Raw genomic sequence first — 17,782 nt, 5'->3', positions numbered from 1 at the left:
GTCAATAGCCGAGGTAAGCGCGCCGGACCGTCTCGTCGTCGCGCAACTGCGCCGCAGGGCCGCCCTGCACGACGCGCCCGGTCTCCAGCAGATAGGCGGAATCGGCGAGATCGAGCGCAAGCTTCGCGTTCTGTTCCACGAGCAGGATGCTCACCTTCTCCTCCTGGTTCACCGTGCGCATGATGCGGAAGATGTCCTGCACGACCAGAGGTGCCAGCCCGAAGGACGGCTCGTCGAGCACCAGCAGCTTCGGACGCAGCATGAGCGCACGCGCGATCGCCAGCATCTGCTGCTCCCCCCCGGAGAGAGTGCCTGCCTGCTGCTCGCGCCGTTCCTTCAACCGCGGGAAGTAGCCGTACATGCGCTCCATGTCGTCCTGCACCGCCCGCCGGTCGCGCCGCGTGATGGCACCCACTCGAAGGTTCTCCTCCGCCGTGAGCATGACGAACGTGCCGCGTCCGTCCGGCACGTGCGCAAGGCCCAGGCGGACGATGTCTTCCGTGCTGCGCTTCCCGATCGCGGTACCGGAGAATCTGACTTCGCCGCGGCGCCGCACGAGCCCGCACACCGCCCGCAGCAGCGTGGTCTTGCCCGCGCCGTTGGCTCCCAGGATGGTCGTGATGCCGCCCTCGCCCACCTCGAAGCTCACGCCCTGCAGCACATCGCTCGGCCCATAACCGGCGTGCAGATCGCGGACTTCCAGCAATGCGCTCATCGGCGGGGCCCGCGCCGTGTGCCGGTACGATCGCCGCCGGTGCCGTCAGCCGGACTCATGCCGTCCCCAGATAGGCCTTGATCACTTCGGGATCCCGCTGCACGTCGGCAGGCAGCCCATCCGCGATCTTGCGTCCGAAGTCCAGGGCCACCACCTTGTCCGACACCCGCATGACGAGATTCATGTGGTGCTCGACCAGCAGCACCGTGAGGCCCAGATCGTCGCGCAGCCGCCGGATGAGCGCCATGAGGTCCTCGACTTCCTCGTGGTTGAGGCCCGCCGCCGGCTCGTCCAGCAGCAGCAGCTTCGGATCGGAGGCCAGCGCGCGCGCAAGCTCCACGCGCTTCTGCGTGCCGAACGGCAGGTCGGCGACCCGCGCGTTGACGCACGCATCGAGACCGATCAGCCGGGCGAGTTCCTCCGCCCGGGCATGCACGCGCCGTTCCTCCCGGCCCACGGCCGGCCAGCGCAACGCGCTGGCAAGGAAACCGCCCCGGCTCACGGCGTGGCAGCCCAGCAGGATGTTCTGCAGCACGCTCTGCGAGCGGAACAGCGCGAGATTCTGGAAGGTGCGTCCGATGCCCAGCCGGGCCACCGCATGGCGCGCGACGCCCGAAAGAGAGATGCCTTCGAACAGGATCGAGCCGCGTTCGAAGCGGTACAGACGCGACAGGCAATTGAACAGCGTCGTCTTGCCCGCGCCGTTCGGACCGATCAGGCCGCAGATCTGGCCGCGCCCCACGTCGAAACTCACGTTGTCCAGTGCGACGATGCCGCCGAAGCGCACGGTGATGTCGCGAACGGTGAGTTGTGGGTCCACGCGAGCCTCGCCAGCGTTTTCGTTTTGCAGTGCGACAGAGAAGGTCCGCGGATGCGGGGCGCGCCGATACTGACACACGCATGTGGACCGCGCAACGCAGCGCGACAAGGCCCGTTCCACCCCGGGAACGCGTGTGGCGTTGGGTGCGCACTACAATCGAGGCCCGTGGCTGCCGTTTGCCGCGCCGCATCACCCTTTGCTTCGGATCATGACTCCCGACGACTACCCGAACTGGCCCAAGCCTTTCTCCCGCAATCTCACCGTTCCCCAGACGAGTCTCTGGCACAACCTCCTGGTCAACGCGCAGCGCTATCCCGACAAGAGCGCATCGGTCTTCTACGACGCACGGTTGAGCTATGCGCAGATGCTGGAACAGACCGAGCGCCTGGCCGGGTACCTGCAGCACGACTGCGGTCTGCAGCGCGGCGACCGGGTCCTGCTCTTCATGCAGAACAGCCCGCAGTTCGTGGCATCGTTCTTCGGCATCCTGCGAGCCGACGCCGTCGTCGTGCCCGTGTCGCCGATGAACGTGACGGACGAACTGGAGCATTACTTCGACGACAGCGAAGCGAAGATCGCCATCGTCGGCCAGGAACTCTACGACCGCATCGAGCCGCTGCTGGGCGGCCGCGTCCACCACGTCATCGTGGCGGCCTACTCCGATGCGCTAGGTCCCCGCACCGAAATGGACATCCCCGCGTTCGTGAGCGAACCGCGCCGCGAATTCGCCACGCCGGGCGTCACCGCGTGGGCGGATGCGCTCGCTGCCGGCCGGGTGCCCGCGCCCCACGCCGCGGGTCCTGACGATCTCGCTTCCATCCTCTACACCTCGGGCACCACCGGAAAGCCCAAGGGCTGCATGCACACGCACCGCACCATGATGTGCACCCTGGTCGGCGGCGCGCTGGGGGTCCAGAAGACGCAGGACTCGGTCGTGCTCGCCACCGCACCCATGTTCCACGTGACCGGAATGCAGCACAGCATGGGGGCCACGATCTACGCCGGCGGCACGATCGTCTTCCTGCCGCGCTGGGATCCCGTCGCGGCCGGCTATCTCATCGAGAAGTACCGCTGCACGCACTGGGCCAACGTGCCCACGATGGTCGTGGACCTGCTGGCGCACCCGTCCACGGCCACACGCGATCTTTCGTCCATGACCAACATCTTCGGTGGCGGGGCGTCGATGCCCGAGGCGGTGGCAAAGGACCTCTACGACCGCTGCGGCGTCCGCTACATGGAGGCCTACGGCATGACCGAGACGATCTCCCAGACGCACATGAACCCCCACAACGACCTGCGGCGGCAGTGCCTGGGCATTCCCACCTTCGACACCGAGTCGATGGTGATCGACCCGGACACGGGCAAGCCGGTCGGTCCCAACGAAGTGGGCGAGATCGTGTCGCGCGGGCCGCAACTCATGAAAGGCTACTGGCGCAATGCCGACGCCACGCGCGCTGCGTTCATCGACATCGACGGACGCACCTTCCTGCGTACCGGAGATCTCGGCCGCGTCGACGAGGACGGATTCTTCTACATCGCGGACCGCCTGAAGCGGATGATCAATGCGTCCGGCTACAAGGTGTGGCCCGCCGAGGTGGAGGCCACGCTGTTCAAGCACCCCGCCATCAAGGAAGCCTGCGTCGTCGCGGCACCCGACAGCCGACGGGGCGAGACGGTGAAGGCGTACGTGGTGCTGCGCGACGACTTCCGGGGCGCGGTGGGCGAAGCCGAGATCATCGCCTGGTCGCGGGATCACATGGCGTCGTACAAGATCCCCCGGATGGTGGCGTTCGTCGACGCCCTGCCAAGGTCCGGAACGGGCAAGGTCCAGTGGCGCGCGCTCCAGGAAGCCGAGTGGGGCCCGGGCTGACGACCCGGTTCGTCGCCAGGGAAGGCCCGGTCAAACCCCGCCGGAAACGCGGTGGGGCCGGGTGGTTGTGGCATCCGTCCGGGCGCTTCACAATAGGGCACTTTTCCGCCGCGGGCCGGCGGGTCCACCTTTCCATACGAATCAAGGAAGAAAAACCGTGAGATCGCTACATCGAAGCGCCCTTCTGGGCCTCGCCGCAGTGCTCGCCACCGGCTGCGCCCAGATGGGCAGCTACGTACCGGACAGCATGAAGAACGGTGACCTGGCCGACAAGTTCAAGAATCCCGCGGTCTGCGCGGCGGCTGGCGCGCTGCTGGCAGGTGGAGTCGGTGCAGTGGAAAACAAGGAAGCCATGGCCATCGGCGCCGTGGCCGGCGGCCTGCTCGGGTGGTGGGCCTGCAACCAGCAGGAGAAGCCGCTGCCCGATGCCGACGGCGACGGCGTGCCGGACAAGATCGACATGTGTGCCAACACGCCAGCTGGCACGAAGGTCATCGACACCGGCTGCCCGGTCGATGCCGACACCGACATGGACGGTGTGGCCGACAGTGCCGACAAGTGCGCAGCGACGCCCAAGGGCGCCACCGTCGACTCCACCGGCTGCGTGCCGACGGCCGATGCCGACGGCGATGGCGTGACCGACATGAACGATCTGTGTCCGAACACACCCGCCGGTTCCATCGTGCTGCCCAATGGCTGCGAGATGGATTCCGACGGCGACGGCGTTCCGGACAGCCGCGACCGCTGCGCGGGAACCCCGACCGGCATCAAGGTGGCCGGCGACGGTTGCGCCGTGGACTCGGATGGCGACGGAGTGTCCGACATTCTGGACCGCTGCCCCACCACCCCGTCCGGGGCGAAGGTCGACAGCGCGGGCTGCGAGGCTGCCGTGAAGCCGGAAGCGCCCATGTCGAAGAACGACACCGGGAAATCGGCCGCCGCGCCCGCCGCGAAGGACATGGTGACGGTGCCGACGGAAGCCGGCCAGTCGATCGTGCTGAAGGGTGTCGTGTTCGAAAGCTCGTCGGCCAAGCTCACGCGCGATTCGCTGGCCACGCTGAACGACGTCGCCGAACAGCTGAAGCAATCGGGCGCGAAGGTGGAGGTCTCCGGTCACACCGACGCCTCCGGTTCGCCGACGGTCAACCGCGCGCTGTCCCAGCGCCGTGCCGAAGTGGTCGCGACCTATCTCGCGTCGAAGGGTGTGCCGGCCGAGAACATGACCGCCAAGGGCTACGGTCCGGATGCTCCGGTGGCCGACAACGCGAACGCGGGAGGCCGCGCCAAGAACCGCCGGGTGGAACTGAAGGTGATGGGCGGCAACTGATCCGGTCCCGATCGATCGAACGACGGGCATCGCCTCCGGGTGATGCCCGTTTTTTTTGGGGTAGCCGCGCCGGTCTGCCCCTGTCGCGGGGACGGCGCGCGGGGCGAACGCCGCGCCGGCGGACCGGGCGAGCCCCGCTGCGCCCTCCGAACCGCATTGCCGTGAACACGATGGACGCCGCGTCTGCGAGGCAGGTGCCGTGGGTTCGATGGTGCGGAATCATCGCCCTGGCCGCCGCCGTTTCCGGCGCCCACGCAGAGGATTCCGCGCCGCAACGTCCCGCTCCGGTCCGCGAACGGTTCCTCGACTGGCCCCATGACCGGCTTTCCCACTTGGTGGAGCGCGTCGCGCAGGGTGCGGACAGCCTGCTGTCGGGAAACCGGGACTACGACGCACCCACCGGCAGTTACGCGGTACTGGGGGAAGCGCTCACCGCGTACCGTGGAGACGATGCGGCGGACTCGCACCGGGCCATCACGCGTCTCAAGCTCAACCTGCCGCGAACGGAAGACCGACTGCAGGTGCTCATCGACCGGGGCCTTGCCACGCTCACCCGGTCCGATGCCCAGCGGGATGCCGAAGTGGCGGCGGGACAGACCGCCTCGGACAATTCACCGTTCGCCGCCCTCCGGTTGCTGGTGGTGGACGTTCTCCGGCTGCGGGTGACGACCGACGTGGGCGCGAAGATCCGCGTGCCGTTCGACCCCTTCGCCCGCCTGCGCGCGGATCGCTCGATGCCGATGGGCCCATGGACCGCGTTGTTCTCGCAGACTTTCCTCTATTCCAGACAGAACGACTTCCAGTCGAACACGCAGATGGCGTTTCAGCGCCCGCTGACAAGCAGCGTTTCCTTCGCGCTCGTGAGCGATGCCACCTGGCGCAGCCCGGAACACGCGTTTCAACTCAGCCAGACGGCAACCCTTCTGTGGCAGCAGAACGAACGGACCCTCGTGGGATTCGAGGCGGGCCTGCTCGGCACGACCGAGCCGCGGACCGAGATCACCGCCCATTCGTTCTCCGCGCGGTGGCGCCGGCAGCTGTACCGGCAGTGGCTCATCCTGGAAGCGCGTCCCCAGCTCGTCTACGCCAGGGACCGCGGTTTCCGCCCCCTGCCCTCGCTCACGGTGCAGGTGGAGGCGTTCTTCGGTCAGGAATTCCTGCGCTAGACCGGGTCCGATCGGTGGATGTGGATCGCGCTGCAATCTGGAACGGAAGTGGGCAAGCCGGACGGCCCCGGCCACAGGCAGCCCGGGATCCGGTCACGTACGTTCGTCGGACCTTCCCAGGGACGGCACCGGCGGTGAGCCAGGCGTGTCGGAGCACTCCGACACGTGCCAGCCGGGATGCTCGACCCACTCCTCGCTTCGTCGCCAGAGCAGTTCCTGCATCTCCACATCGTTCGCCGCGGCGGACGCCGCCTGTTCGACCTGATGTTCGTCGAAGTACCGCCCGTTCGTGCCTGCCACGTCCGGAGAGAGCGCGAGATACAGGGATGTCCTGGCACCTTGCTCGCAATCGATCATTCCCGGGCTGATCAGCGGCTTCACGAGCCGCAACCAGCGGGGCAGCAGGTGGGACGAGATCACACCCGGATGGAGACAGTTCGCCGTGACGCTGCCTCCCTCCAGACGGCGGGCGAGCGCGAAGGTGTGCATCACGTTGGCAAGCTTGGACCGGGCATACGCGTCCCGGCTGCGATAGGTCGCCCGGGGGTCCGGCACGGAGTCCAGATCCATGCGTCCGCGAAGATGGATGCGCGAGGCAACGTTGACGATGCGTGCCCCCGGAACCAGGCACTTGCCGAGCAGTGCCGTGAGCAGGAAGGGACCCAGGTGGTTCGTCGCGAACGTCAACTCGAAGCCGTCCGCCGACAGACGGTGGCTCATGCTCACGGCGCCGGCATTGTTCACAAGAAGATGAAGGCGCGGGTACCGCTGGCAGACCTGTGCTGCGGCGGCACGGACGGAGTCGAGACTGGCGAGATCGCAATGAATCACGTCCGGCCTGCGATCTGGCACGGACCGGGAAATGTCCCCGGCCACCCGTTCTCCCGCGCTCGCGTCCCGGACCAGCATGACCACATGTCTACCCGCTCTTGCGAGTTCCCGCGCCGTGACCATACCGATGCCGTGCGTGGTTCCGGTGACGACGGCGACATCGGCGTCCGTGGGGTTCATCGGCGGGAAGCGCAGGTCCGATCGAGAGGGCGCAGAGCATGCGCCTTTCATGACACTTCCTGCATCGCTCGGCCGGCGTCCGCTCGACCGGGACCCAAGCTGGGGTATATTCCGCCGGAAACTTGCTCCGGTCCTTCAATGACAACATCGTCCGGCACTCCCATCGATTCCGGCCTCGAACATGAGTTGCTCGCGGCCTGCGACGATCTTCAGCCCCGCCTGCATGCGCTGCTCGAAGCGCTCGTGCGCTTCCCCAGCGTGCTGGGGGAAGAAGCGTCCGCGCAGGATTACATGGAAGGCCTGTTCCAGGGCATGGGCCTGGCCGTCGACCGCTTCGAGGTGCGCGACGACGAACTGGCGGACATGCCGGGTTATGCACCGCCCGTCGGCCACTGGCAGCGTCACGACAATGTCGTGGGCGCGTTCCGCCCTCGCAATGCCGCAGGCCGGTCGCTCATCCTCAACGGCCACATCGACGTCGTTCCGGTCGGATCCGAAGACCTGTGGAGCGCGCCGCCCTTCGAACCGGTCATCCGGGATGGCCGGCTCTACGGCCGCGGGTCGGGTGACATGAAGGCCGGCATCGCGGCATACGTCATCGCCTTCGAAGCTCTGCGCACATTGGGATTGCAGCCGGCCGCACCGGTATGGCTGCAATCGGTGGTGGAAGAGGAATGCACGGGCAACGGCGCGCTCGCCTGTCTCAAGCACGGCTACCGGGCCGACGCGGCGATCATTCCGGAGCCGTTCGATCATTCCGTGCTGACCGCGCAGGTCGGCGTCATCTGGCTTTCGCTCGAGGTCCTGGGTCGGCCCGCCCACGTGCTCGACGTGAGCCGCGGCATCAATGCAATCGAGGCGACGTACGCGCTGTATCGCGGTCTGCAGACGCTGCGCGACGACTGGAACGCCCCGCAAGCGCGGCACCCGGCGTTCGCGGGCGTGGAACGGCCCATCAACTTCAATCTCGGACGCATCCAGGGTGGCGAGTGGACTTCGTCCGTCCCCACCCGCTGCGTCGCCGACATCCGCTGCGGCTTCTATCCGGGCGTGAGCGTGGGCGAGGCTCGCGCCGCCATCGAGGAGCGCCTTGCGCGGACGGCACGAAGCGATCCGTCGCTACAGGGTGTCCAGTACCGCATTCGCTATGCGGGCCTGCAATCCGAAGGCGTGGTGATCGACCGCGCCCAGCCGCTGGTCGAGACGCTCGTGGCCGCGCACGAGCAGGTAACGGGAACGCCGACCCGGTACTTCGCATCCACCGCGACGACCGACGTGCGGGTCTTCAATCTCTACGGCGACACGCCGGCCACCTGTTACGGCCCGGAGTCGTCGCACATCCACGGCATCGACGAATCGGTATCGCTCGAAAGCACGCGGAAGGTGACGCAGGTGCTGGCGCTGTTCATCGCACGCTGGTGCGGCGTGCAGAAGGCCGGCGCATGAGATCGCGCTTGCGGGCGATCGCTTGGGTCGTGGCATCGCTGGCGCTGTGTGCCTGCGCGCCGACACGCCCCACCTCGCAGCCGGCCTTGCCGCTCCCGGGGGACCCGGCGGCTTCCGTGCTCCCTCCGCAGACCCAGGAACCGCCGCCCGTGTTCCCGGCCGCAGTCGCGGTCCCGGAGCCGGTGCCCTCGGTGGAATCGACGGTCGGGGAAACCACCGCGCCACTCCGGGAAAGAGCCGCCAGGCATGCGACTGCGCTCATCGGCGTCCCTTACCGCTACGGCGGCGCGACGCCCGAGGGTTTCGACTGCAGCGGCCTCATCCACTACGCGTTCGCCAAGGCTGGCCGGATCGTCCCCAGAGATTCCCTGAGCCAGAAGACCTACGGCGCGAGGCTGGATCGTGCGGATGCCCTGCTGCCGGGAGACCTGCTGTTCTTCCGCCGGGGCAAACGGGCGATGCACGTTGCGCTGTACATCGGTGACGGACGCTTCGTCCACGCGCCCTCCCGTGGGGGCGCCGTGCGTGTCGACCCGTTCGATGCGCCTCACTGGAAAGCCCGGTTCATCGAAGCGCGGCGGATAGGCTCGGCATGAGCGTGCAACGCAGGTGATTCCGGGGACAGTCACATCGCGGCAGGAGCAAGGCGCGTCGCAGCCGAACGGACGATGCCCGTTTCCCCCACCCATTCGAACAACGTCGACGAAGGAGAACCAGCAATGAGTTTCGCATCGGAGTTCAGGGAGTTCGCGGTAAAGGGCAACGTGATGGATCTCGCGGTGGGCGTGATCATCGGCGGGGCGTTCGGCAAGATCGTGGATTCGGTCGTTGCCGATCTCATCATGCCCGTGGTCGGCCGGATCTTCGGCGGCCTGGATTTCTCGAACTACTTCTTTCCGCTGAAGGAGATTCCCCCGGGGACCGCGATGACGCTGGACGCCGTGAAGAAGGCGGGCGTGCCCGTGTTCGCCTACGGCAACTTCATCACCGTCGCCATCAACTTCTTCATTCTCGCCTTCATCATCTTCCTGATGGTGAAACAGATGAACAGGATGAAGCGCGAGGCGCCGCCCGCTCCGCCCGCGGCCACTCCGGAAGACATCGTGCTGCTGCGGGAGATCCGCGACAGTCTCAAGGCCAGGGGATGAAATCCGGGCGAGGCCTCGGCCTCGCCCCGCAGAAAGGGCCGGGCCGCGGCGGCGTCTTCGCGCGGCAGCCCGAAACCGGACAGCGCCGGTCAGGACACGGCGGGCACTGCCGTTTGCGAAGGGGGTGCGATCCGGCCCAGCACGACCGCGTTGCCCGTGTGGGTCTGGGCTTCCGCCAACGCGCGGGTGGCGGGCTCGAGCAGCGCATCGAGGTCCACGGTGCCGCGAACGGAGGCCGAGGCCACCCCTGCGCTCGCCGTGACGGGAATCCCCGCGGGTTCAAGATCGGAAATCGCGCAGCGAAGCGCCTCGGCCTTGGCCATGGCGTTCTCGCTGTCGCAGTGCATCATCAACACGACGAAGCGCGCATCGTCGAAGCGCGCGACCATGTCCTCGCGCCGGATGCAGGCTCTCAGCAACTCCGCCACGTTCACCAGCACTTCGTCCGCGGCGCGCTGTCCTTCGTTGCCGAGCAGTTCGGCAAAGCGGTCCACTTCCAGTACGACCACGCTCGCGTAGTAGCCATGGCGGCGTGCTTCGCTGAAGCGGGCGGTCGCCAGTTCGCACAGGAAATGCCGGCTGAAGACGCCGGTCAGGAGGTCGATCGAGACCGGCTGATCCAGCCGGGTTCCGATGGCACGGTTCGCGTCCGCAAGGCCCTTGTCTCGGGCGGTGTTCTGCAGGTACATGGCGGTTCCTCAATACGGCTGACCGGGCCCGCCCCTTCCCAGTCCGAGCAGCCGCGCGGCCTGGGCGAGCCAGGCTTCGACGACTCGACATGCTTCGAGAAGGAGGTAGGTCGGATCGGGGATCACAGGTTGGGCGAGGCGAGGCTGACCTGTTGCATTACGGCGCCAACCGGCGACACTTGAGCCGTCGCTCGCAGCGCTTCGGACGCAGGGTCTTTCGGCGCCTGTCCGGTACCCGTTCAGCCTTCGAACAGACGCCGGATCCAGGGGGCACGGCGGATGGCGAGGTCCAGCAGATAGAGCGCCAGACCCGCGAGGACGAAGCAGGGCCACAGGGCGGCCCTGATCGCGGAGGTCTCCCCGTAGGACGCGAAGACTTCCTCGGGGCGAGGCGCATAGACGCCACCCGTCTGGCTGGCGAGCGTCTTCAGCATCGCGGTGTCCGGTGAGCGCAGACGAAACTCCTCGGGCATCGGACGCACCAGTTCGCGCGGACCGGTCAAGGCCTTGATGGCTGCCGGGACATCCCCGGCCAGTTCGAACCGGGCGCGCGGCTGCATGCCCTCGGGAACCGCAACGCGCAGTTCGTAGGTGCCCGGCGCCGTCTGGCGCATGGGCGCCGCTCCCGGCAGATCCCCCATGCCGCTCATCCGCAGTTGCGGCGCCAGCCCGTTGCGGAAGCCGCCCTCGGGTGTGAGGGCCACGAGTCTCGCCACGACTTCGCCGTTCTCCACCGCGACGGTGAACTGACCTTCCTCGCGGGTGGTGCGGCGCATCACCTCCCGCACGAGCTGGCTCCAGAACTTCTGGTACCCCGGCCACGCGAGCCAGTCGGCGGCCCAGCGGTTCTTGAGATCCGATCCGAACACGGCGGCCTTGCCCAGGCCCACCTGCCAGCGCGTGAGCAGTGCGGCGTCGGTGCCCGTGACGAGATACACCTCGGCACGCGTGCGCGGCTTGGTGCTGACGAATCCCTTGAGCTTGGGCGCCTGGGCGAAGTCGATGCCCCGCAGGGCTTCGGCCTTGCGCTTGACGACGGCACCGACCGGCTCCTCGCGCAGCCCCTCGTTCACGAGCCGCTTGGTCTCCTGCAGGAAGATCTGCGGCACCGCTTCCGCACTCTCGGCGTAATAGAACCTCCCCTTGCCCCAGGTCGAGATGTTCTCCAGCAGGGTCTTGTCGGCCTCCGCACCGATCGCCACCGTGGTCACCGTGATGTTCGCATCGCCCATCCGCCGGGCGAGCCGCTGGAAGTCCGCGGGCTGCGTGTCGCCGTCCGAGAGCAGGATCACGTGCTTGGCCTTGAGCGGCACGTCGACCAGCATGCGGTAGGCCATCTGCAGCGCCGGATAGATGTTGGTCTGCCCGCTGGCGGTGAACCGCGAGATGAGATCCTCCGCCTTGCGCTTGGAGCGCACGGGCGCCAGCGGCACGGTGATCTCGGGCTGCGAGTCGAAGGTGATCACGGCGAACCTGTGCTCCTCCTCCAGCAGCTGGAGCGCGCCCAGCGTGGCGGCCTTCGCCAGGTCCAGCTTGCGACCCTTCATGCTGTAGGAACGGTCCAGCGCGATCACCAGGGCGAGATCCCGGCGCTTCTCCTGCGCCTCGAAGGTGGCAGGCAGAACACGCTCCAATGCCGAATCCCGCAGTCCCGATTCGCCATACGAATTGACGCCGGCCGCGTACACGAGGCCACCGCCGAAATCGCGGACATAGCGTTCCAGCGCCTCCATTCGCTGCGCACCGAGCTGGTCGCCCCGCGTGTCGGACACGATCACGGCGTCGTACTCGTTCAGTGCCTCGGCGGTCTGCGGTGCCTACTCCGGCAGCGCCACCTGCACATCGAAGCCCTGGGCCGTCAGTGCGTCCTTCGCGTAGCGCGCCGAATCCGCCGCCGATTCGATGTACAGCACGCGCGGACGCGGCAGCACCGAGGCCGCCGTGGTGAACGCGTTGTTCTCCGCGATCAGATCGCCCGCCGCGGCCACTTCCGCCGTGAGCGAAACGCCGCCGCTGTCGGGAATGCGCACGGTGAAGGGCACGCGCTGGATTCCGGCGGCGAGCTTCAGCGTCTGACGGCCGAGCACCTTCGAATCCCGGCGCAACGTGACCTGCGCTTGCACGGCCGCCTGGGCGAACACCAGCACGTGGACGACGGTGGGTTCGTCGCGCCGGAATTCCCGCGGCACCTCGATGGATTCGATCCTGGCGTCACCGGCGGCGCGCACGGTCGCGGGTACCGTGAAGACCCGCACGTGGCGCGCGCGCAAGGCATCCAGCGCTCGGGCGGCATCGCCCCGCGTCTCCAGGCCGTCGGTCATGAGCACCACACGCTTGAGCCGGTCGTCGGCAAAGCTGCTGCCGACGGCCGCGAGCGCGCCTTCAATGTCCGAAACGAGGGGGTCGAGTCCGTCGGCAGCCCCCTTGCCGTCGACGCGAAGCGGGACGCGCCTGATGGCTTCAGGCGATTCCGCACGCCGCACGCGATCGGCGAACGCCACGAAGCGGGACTGCGCAGGCTTGCCCAGTGCGTCAGCCTTCTGCATCCATCCGATGGCCGCGTCCACGAAGGCAGGATCCACGCTGCGCGAGACGTCCAGCGCGTAGACGACCGAGACGTCCTGGGACTCGGACAGGGCGACCGGGCGCATGAGCGCGGCGGTCACGCACGCAAGCACCAGCACGCGCACGCCCAGAAGCACGCGGCGCTGGGCCGGCCCCAGCGCCGTGGAGGACTTCAGTCCTGCCCACACCAGCACCGGCAGCGCGGCCAGGAAGGCGGCCGCGGGCCACGCGTACTCGAAGGTGATCGCGCTCATACGGTCACCCGCCGATGGTAGGTGAGCCATTCCGCGACCAGGGCGGCCGCAGCAGCGAGCAGCAGCCACCAGGCGAGCGGCAGCGCATCGGCCGTCCCGTCGTGCGGTTCGGCCGTGGAGGACGACGCAGGCGCCGGAGACAACCCACTGGCATTGATGTCCGTGACGGCCGGGTCCAGCACGTTGACCAGCACCCGCATGCGCCCGGCGGAAGACTCCACCGTGAGAAAGTCGGGCTCGCTCACGGTGAAACCCGTCGCACCCGGCAGTTCACGCGTCTGCAGTGCGCCTGCGTTCATCGCGCTCACACGCGCCTTTTCCAGAGGCACCCGCAACGTGCCGAGCCGCTCGTGGTGCGGCGGGATTTCCTCGGTGAGCCACTGCATCGCGTTGGCGAGAAAGACCGGAAAGGAGGCCTGCGACGCGAAGTTGGAATCCTCGCCGGAGAAGCCGACGGCCAGCCGCCGGGGGGCGCGGTCCGACGCGATCACCAATGCCTGTCCGGAGGGGGTCCGGGCCAGCACGCCGGACTGGGCATCGACGCCTTGCAGCGCCACCGCCCGGTCGATCTGCACGTCGGCCAGCGACACGTTGTCCAGTACCGGATGATCGGCCAGCCACGAACCCGCCACCGGCGCGGCGAGCGAGCCGCCGTGCGCGGCCAGCCATTTCGTCTGCGGCGGCCGGAACGCGAGCACGGGGGCCAGGGGAGCGGCGGCCGGTGCGAAGCGGTCGAACACGTACGCGTCGTATCCGCCCTTCGCCGCGTACTGCGACGGCGAGAGCACCGTGAGCCGCAAGCGCGGATCGAGACGCAACGCCGCTTCCAGCGGTGCATTGCCGGCGGTGACCAGCGCCACCCGCATGCTGCGGTTGAAGGGAAGGAACGCGTAGGCCCGGTCGTCCAGCGCGAGCCGGTCGTCGGCACTTTCCACCGTGGCCTGCAGGGCGCCTCCGCCGAAGTCGGCCACGGGCACCGATACGGTGGCGAAGCCGCGCGGCGGCAGGCGCACGGGCTTCGATCTGGGATCGCGGCCGGGGCCGGAAACGGTGACCGTTGCCTCCACGGCGACCGTCGCCGCATTGCCCACCTCGACGAACGCTTCGTAGCGCGTCGCGTCGGTGGGCAGCGGCCGCAGATTGAATGCCGTGATGCCGAGGTTCGGCGCGCGTTCGAACGAGGACACCGTGGTGACCGCGGCCGGATGGGCGACCGCAGTCACGCCATCGGTGAAGAAGAGGACATCGCGTTCCCGCGCGGCCTCGGGGAGCAGTTCGAGCTCCGGAAACCAGGCCTTCGTCCCGTTGCCCGCTTCCATCGAGTCCAGCAGGCGCAACGCGGCCTCGCTCTGCACGAAGCCGCCGGTGGACGCCAGACGCAGCGTGTCCGACACGAGAAAGCGCGTGCCGGGCGGCGCCTTCCGGATGGCCGACCGGGCCGCAGCGACCGCATGTTCGAAACGGGTCTTGCCGTCGGACCGCATGGCGTTCATGGTGATCGAGTTGTCCACCACGACGACCAGATCGCGGGCGCCCGTGCTGCTGCCTGCCGCTTCGGGACGCATCGCCGCCAGTGCGAGCAGGGTCGCGATGACCAGCGCGAGCAGCAGCGACAGCCACCACCGCCAGCGCTGCGCGAGGCGGCGGCGCACGCCGGCGATGCGTTGCCACAGCACGAGGGACGGCACGGCGACGCGCTGCGGAGGGGGACGCAAGAGGTACAGCCCGACCACCGCAGCGGCCGCCATCGCGGCCAGGACCCACGCGACGGCGGGCGCCAGACCGGCAAAGCTCATCGCAGCACGCCTTCTCTTCTCAGCGCCGTGAGCATCAGATCCTCGAACGGCGCATCGGTGCGCGCCAGCAGGTACGACCAGCCCTGGCGCCGGCACTCCGTCTCGATCGATTGGCAATGCGCGTGCAGGGCCGCGCGATAGTCCCGCATCAGTTCGGGCGTGACCTCCAGCGGCAGGCTGTCGCCGGTCTCATCATCCACCAGCACGATGTTCTCCGGCAGTTCCGGATTCATCTCCTCGGGCGGCAGCACCTGGAACGCCACGACTTCGTGCCGGAACTGCCGCAGCCACTGGACGCAAGGCGCGAACGAGGACCGCCTTTCTTCCAGGAAATCGCTGATCGGGATCACGAGCCCGCGGGTGCGCCGTGCGCCGAAGTACGCGCGGGCCGCGCTGTTGAGGTCCGTGCCGGACGAAGGTTCGATGCCTTCGAGGAAGCGGAACATGGGCCATACCTGGGTCTTGCCGCGGCGGGCCGGAAGCTCCGCTGCGATGCCGTCGGCCCACGCGACGACGCTCACGCGGTCGTAGTTGAGCAGGGCCAGGTACGCGAGCGCCGCGCCGATCTGCCGCGCGAAGTCGAACTTGCGCGGAGTGCCGTGCGCCATGGAGGCGCTGGAGTCGATGAACACGTACACCGGCAGGTCGGCCTCCTCCTCGAACAGCCGGAGGATGAGCCGGTCGAGCCGCATGTAGATGCCCCAGTCCAGATTGCGGGTGTCGTCGCCGCTCGAATACTGGCGGTAGTCGGCGAAGACCATGCCCGTGCCGGTCCGGCGCGACCGGTGGGAGCCGCGCAGGTGTCCCGCGGCAGGCTTGCGCGTCACGACGTTCAGATGTTCCAGGCGGCGCAGGAAATCTTCGGTGAACAGAGTGTGTCGGGTGGGCATCGGAACGTGAGGGGAACTCGGTGCGGATCGGAACGGCTCGCGGAATGTCGGTGGCCGGACGGCGCAACGGCCGGGCGGCCCCGCCGGACGCGGACTGGCGCCCGGCGGTTTCCCATCGGATCAGCGGGCGTGTGCTCTCCCAGGCATGCGCGGCTGCGGGTTCTTCAGCGGGGTCCGGGCACGTCGGCCAGGATCCGCTGCAGGATCGCGTCGGTGTCGACCCGGTCGGCTTCGGCTTCGAAGTTGAGCAGCAGCCGGTGCCGCAACGCCGGCAGCACGACTGCCCGGATGTCCTCGCCGGCCACGTGCACGCGATCGTGGATGAGCGCATGCACTTTCGCCCCGAGGATCAGCGCCTGGGTGCCGCGCGGGCTGGCGCCGAAGCGCACGTATTTCTTCGCCATCTCGTGGGCCAGATCCGACTCCGGATGCGTCGCGAGCGTGATCCTGATCGCGTAGTCCTGCACCGGCCGCGCGATGGGCACTTCCCGTGCCGTCTCGCGCATCTCCAGGATCTCGCCCTGGGCCAGGGTCCGTTCCACGGCGGGATCGTGACCGTGCGTCGTGCGGTCCAGCACCGCGTGCAGTTCCTCCACGCCGGGGAAACCCATGCGCAGCTTGAACAGGAAACGGTCGAGTTGCGCTTCGGGCAGCGGATAGGTGCCTTCCATCTCCAGCGGGTTCATGGTGGCGAGCACGAAGAACGGCTGCTCCAGCGGCCGCGTCGCATTGCCCGCGGAGACGCTGTTGTCCTGCATCGCCTCCAGCAGCGCCGACTGGGTCTTGGGCGTGGCACGGTTCACCTCGTCGGCCAGCACGAGGTTCGCGAAGATCGGGCCGGGCTGGAACTCGAAGTACTTCCGCCCCGCGTCGTCCTCGCGCACGATCGAGGTGCCCACGATGTCGCCGGGCATGAGATCGGGCGTGAACTGGATGCGCGAGAACTTGAGATGCAGCGCATCGGCCAGCGTCTGCACCAGCTTGGTCTTGCCCACGCCGGGAATGCCCTCCAGCAGCACGTGCCCGCGCGCCAGCAGGCAGGTCATCACGCCATCGATCACGTCGTCGTTGCCGACGATGACGCGGCCGACTTCTTCGCGCACCAGCCGCACATTCCTGCGAAACTGCTCGAGCCTCTGATCCACGTTCACCACGCTCACTTCGCGTTCTCCGCGTTCTCGGGGAAGAATCCCTTCACCTGGTTTCGATGCCGGAGCGCGATCCGCTCCGGGCTCAGCGCCTCCTCGCCCACGTGGCGGTAGCGCCCCTCCACTGCCTGGTACTCCACGCGCGCGTCCGCCTGGCGGCTCGCGGCGTAGAACGCCGAGTCGGTGCCTTCGTTGCCGTCGGCCTCCTGCCCCTTCACCGTCTCGCGCTTGTATTTCGCCTGGATGCGGGTGGCCTCGTCGCCCACCACGGGATCGCCCGGCGCGTGACCCGAGGCCTCGCCCGAGCGGCTCGACTCCTGGCCGGGCGCCTTGGGCTTCTCCTGGGCCAGGGCGCCGAGGCGGAACATGGATCCGCCCTTCATTTCGGCATCGCCGGTCTCGGCCGACTCGCTGGGATTGCCTTGCCCCTGCTGGCGTCCGAAACGCGCCGCGCGCAGGGTCGTCTCGCGCTTCAAGGGCCGTGGACACGGCGGCGAGCTTGCGCGCGGCGCGATTGAGCGCCGCCGCGGCATCGAGCCGGCGGGAGATCTCCTCCAGATTCTGCACCGCCTTCGACAGCCGGCCCTCCGTCTCGGCCTGCGAACCGTCGTTGCGCGACAGCGATTCCATGGATTCCTTGAGCTGGTCCATGGCCGCCTGATCCGGCGCCGCGGCGGCCGAGGCCGATCCGCCCTTTTCGCCGCCGGAGGCCTCCGCCGGATCCTGGGACGGCATGCGCTGGCGCAACAGTTCGGCCGCGGCCTTCGCGTCGCCCGACCGCAGGGCCTGCGCCACTTCCTCGAACCCCTTCCGGTCTTCCAGACTTTCGGCCAGGCTGCGCATCTGCTCACGGCTCGCGGCGGCTTCCAGCGCGCGCTGCCCGGCGATCTGCCGCGCCTCCTCCACCGCCCTGCGCTTTTCCTCGGCGCTGCGCTGC

At 68.3% G+C, this 17,782-nt stretch carries 15 protein-coding genes; 6 read left to right on the top strand and 9 right to left on the bottom strand.

Features of this window, described 5'->3' with window-relative positions:
- Position 1 precedes the first annotated feature (1 nt).
- Entirely contained in the window at positions 2-715 is a 714-nt protein-coding gene (locus IPK20_11935; GenBank protein MBK8017348.1) for an ABC transporter ATP-binding protein, read from the bottom strand.
- Positions 716-770: 55 nt separating this feature from the next.
- Positions 771-1,535, bottom strand: a complete 765-nt coding sequence (locus tag IPK20_11930; GenBank protein MBK8017347.1) for an ABC transporter ATP-binding protein — start codon at positions 1,533-1,535, stop codon at positions 771-773.
- A 208-nt stretch (positions 1,536-1,743) separates the two neighbouring features.
- Between IPK20_11930 and IPK20_11925 the strand changes: the two genes are divergently transcribed.
- The 3 genes from IPK20_11925 (at position 1,744) to IPK20_11915 (ending at position 5,898) form a co-directional block, all read left to right on the top strand.
- Positions 1,744-3,405, top strand: a complete 1,662-nt coding sequence (locus IPK20_11925) for a long-chain fatty acid--CoA ligase (GenBank protein MBK8017346.1) — start codon at positions 1,744-1,746, stop codon at positions 3,403-3,405.
- A gap of 157 nt (positions 3,406-3,562) precedes the next feature.
- Entirely contained in the window at positions 3,563-4,732 is a 1,170-nt protein-coding gene (locus IPK20_11920; protein ID MBK8017345.1) for an OmpA family protein, read from the top strand.
- A gap of 170 nt (positions 4,733-4,902) precedes the next feature.
- Positions 4,903-5,898: a hypothetical protein gene (locus tag IPK20_11915; protein MBK8017344.1), complete on the top strand. Its 996-nt coding sequence runs from the start codon at positions 4,903-4,905 to the stop codon at positions 5,896-5,898.
- 93 nt (positions 5,899-5,991) lie between these two features.
- Here IPK20_11915 and IPK20_11910 read toward each other — a convergent pair whose 3' ends face one another.
- Positions 5,992-6,909 (bottom strand): SDR family oxidoreductase, encoded by a 918-nt coding sequence (locus tag IPK20_11910; protein ID MBK8017343.1) that lies wholly within the window; start codon positions 6,907-6,909, stop codon positions 5,992-5,994.
- Between the two features lie 138 nt (positions 6,910-7,047).
- Between IPK20_11910 and IPK20_11905 the strand changes: the two genes are divergently transcribed.
- From IPK20_11905 to mscL, 3 genes are all read left to right on the top strand, one after another.
- A complete protein-coding gene (locus IPK20_11905) occupies positions 7,048-8,355 on the top strand; it encodes an ArgE/DapE family deacylase (protein ID MBK8017342.1) in 1,308 nt (435 codons plus the stop codon).
- Positions 8,352-8,951 carry a C40 family peptidase gene (locus IPK20_11900; GenBank protein MBK8017341.1) on the top strand — a complete coding sequence of 200 codons (600 nt, stop codon included), beginning with the start codon at positions 8,352-8,354 and terminating at the stop codon, positions 8,949-8,951. The genes IPK20_11905 and IPK20_11900 overlap by 4 nt, the downstream gene beginning before the upstream one ends.
- Before the next feature lie 123 nt (positions 8,952-9,074).
- Positions 9,075-9,503 (top strand): large conductance mechanosensitive channel protein MscL, encoded by a 429-nt coding sequence (gene mscL, locus IPK20_11895; GenBank protein MBK8017340.1) that lies wholly within the window; start codon positions 9,075-9,077, stop codon positions 9,501-9,503.
- An 89-nt stretch (positions 9,504-9,592) separates the two neighbouring features.
- Here mscL and IPK20_11890 read toward each other — a convergent pair whose 3' ends face one another.
- From IPK20_11890 to IPK20_11865, 6 genes are all read right to left on the bottom strand, one after another.
- Entirely contained in the window at positions 9,593-10,192 is a 600-nt protein-coding gene (locus IPK20_11890) for a GGDEF domain-containing protein (GenBank protein MBK8017339.1), read from the bottom strand.
- A gap of 239 nt (positions 10,193-10,431) precedes the next feature.
- Positions 10,432-11,970 carry a VWA domain-containing protein gene (locus IPK20_11885; protein ID MBK8017338.1) on the bottom strand — a complete coding sequence of 513 codons (1,539 nt, stop codon included), beginning with the start codon at positions 11,968-11,970 and terminating at the stop codon, positions 10,432-10,434.
- A 39-nt stretch (positions 11,971-12,009) separates the two neighbouring features.
- Positions 12,010-13,011 (bottom strand): hypothetical protein, encoded by a 1,002-nt coding sequence (locus IPK20_11880; GenBank protein ID MBK8017337.1) that lies wholly within the window; start codon positions 13,009-13,011, stop codon positions 12,010-12,012.
- Positions 13,008-14,807: a VWA domain-containing protein gene (locus IPK20_11875; protein MBK8017336.1), complete on the bottom strand. Its 1,800-nt coding sequence runs from the start codon at positions 14,805-14,807 to the stop codon at positions 13,008-13,010. The genes IPK20_11880 and IPK20_11875 overlap by 4 nt, the downstream gene beginning before the upstream one ends.
- Positions 14,804-15,697 (bottom strand): DUF58 domain-containing protein, encoded by an 894-nt coding sequence (locus IPK20_11870; protein ID MBK8017335.1) that lies wholly within the window; start codon positions 15,695-15,697, stop codon positions 14,804-14,806. Before IPK20_11870 ends, IPK20_11875 begins: the two co-directional genes overlap by 4 nt.
- Positions 15,698-15,861: 164 nt before the next feature.
- The gene (locus IPK20_11865) at positions 15,862-17,475 is read right to left on the bottom strand and encodes a MoxR family ATPase (GenBank protein ID MBK8017334.1); all 1,614 of its coding nucleotides are present in this window, start codon (positions 17,473-17,475) and stop codon (positions 15,862-15,864) included.
- Between the last annotated feature and the right edge of the window lie 307 nt (positions 17,476-17,782).

The organism is Betaproteobacteria bacterium, from assembly GCA_016713305.1.
Taxonomy (GTDB): Bacteria; Pseudomonadota; Gammaproteobacteria; order Burkholderiales.
Note: the sequence above shows the minus strand (reverse complement) of the source record. Positions and strands in the feature narration are given on the sequence as shown.